At 45.9% G+C, this 1,523-nt stretch carries 1 protein-coding gene and 1 pseudogene; both read left to right on the top strand.

Features of this window, described 5'->3' with window-relative positions:
- Window positions 1-879: pseudogene (locus R7E78_RS24050) on the top strand (glutamate--cysteine ligase); the annotation flags it as partial.
- A 24-nt stretch (window positions 880-903) separates the two neighbouring features.
- Window positions 904-1,509, top strand: a complete 606-nt coding sequence (locus R7E78_RS24045) for a hypothetical protein (protein ID WP_318058326.1) — start codon at window positions 904-906, stop codon at window positions 1,507-1,509.
- The last annotated feature ends 14 nt before the right edge of the window (window positions 1,510-1,523 follow it).

Below are 1,523 nucleotides of genomic sequence, written 5' to 3'. Positions count from 1 at the left end.
TCTCTTCGCTTGAGTGATCTTGGTTATACCAACAGTGCTCAAAGCGTATTGAAAATTGGTTTCAACAGTATTGACCAATATCTTGAAGGTTTAGGTGATGCGATTCGTCGACCATCTGAAGAATTCGCAAAAATTGGAGTAAAAGTGGATGGTGAGTACCGTCAGCTCAATACCAACATTCTCCAGATTGAAAATGAATTGTACGCCCCAATTCGTCCGAAACGCGTAGCGAAAAGTGGTGAGAAGCCTTCAGATGCGTTGAGTCGTGCGGGCGTGGAATACATTGAAGTGCGCTCATTAGATGTGAACCCATTTAGTGCCGTTGGTGTTAGCGAAGAGCAAGTTCGTTTCTTAGATCTTTTCCTAACGTGGGCGGCGTTGTCAGATTCTGACCCAATGGATAACTGCGAACTAGAATGCTGGCGTGACAACTGGAACAAAGTGATCATCTCTGGTCGTGAAAAAGGTTTGATGCTGCAAATCGGTTGCCAAGGTGAACGCTTATCTTTGCAAGATTGGGCGAAGCGAGTATTCGTTGAGTTGCGCCAAATTGCAGTAGAGATGGATTCTGCGGCTGGTGGCGACGCTTACCAAGCTGTATGTGACAAGTTAGAAGCATGGATTGATAACCCTGAACTGACGATTTCTGGCCAATTGCTTGAGCTAACCAAAGAACTTGGTGGACTTGGCAAAGTAGGTTGTGCTCTTGGCATGAAGTTCCGTGAAGAAAATCTGGCTCACGGTTACCAACATTACTCGCAAGATATAATGGAAACGGAAGTGGCTTCTTCAGTTGAGAAACAGCGACAAGCGGAAGAAAGCGATACGTTATCTTTTGACGAGTTTCTGGAAAACTACTTCGCTTATCTAAAACAATAATCAATAAGTAAGGATTGGGTGGGATTGAACATTAAGCCGTTGGTTGTATCGGTGCTAGGAAGTGTGTTGCTTGCGGGATGTGCGACAGCGCCACCAAAACAGCAAGATAACCTATGTGAGATATTCCGAGAAAAATCTGGTTGGTATGATGATGCGAAAGATATGGAAAAAGAGTGGGGAACGCCCATTCATGTTGCCATGGCCATCATCAAGCAGGAAAGCAGTTTCCGCCATGATGCCAAACCACCCAAAGATTACGTATTGGGTTTCATCCCTTGGGGACGCGTAAGCAGTGCGTATGGCTATGCTCAGGCTCAAGATCCAGCTTGGGATGACTTCCAAGATTCCACCGGACAAGGTGGTTCGCGCACCAATTTTGATGATTCGATAATGTTTGTTGGGTGGTATACCCACGAGACTCGTCGCCAGTTAGGCATTTCATTGTGGGACCCTTATAACCAGTATCTGGCCTATCATGAAGGGCGAGGCGGTTATCAACGTGGAACTTACAAAAGAAAGCCTAGTTTGATGAAAGTGGCTCGGCGCGTTGAGCAAACCGCAAAGACTTATGGCTGGCAGCTGAAGCAATGTCGTCAGGAATTAGAAGACAACAGCAGCTGGTTCTTTTAACCCCATTTGGGTAT

It is taken from the genome of Vibrio sp. YT-19(2023) (genome assembly GCF_033337395.1).
The sequence above is the reverse complement of the archived record's forward strand: the minus strand, read 5'-3'. Positions and strand labels throughout refer to the sequence as shown.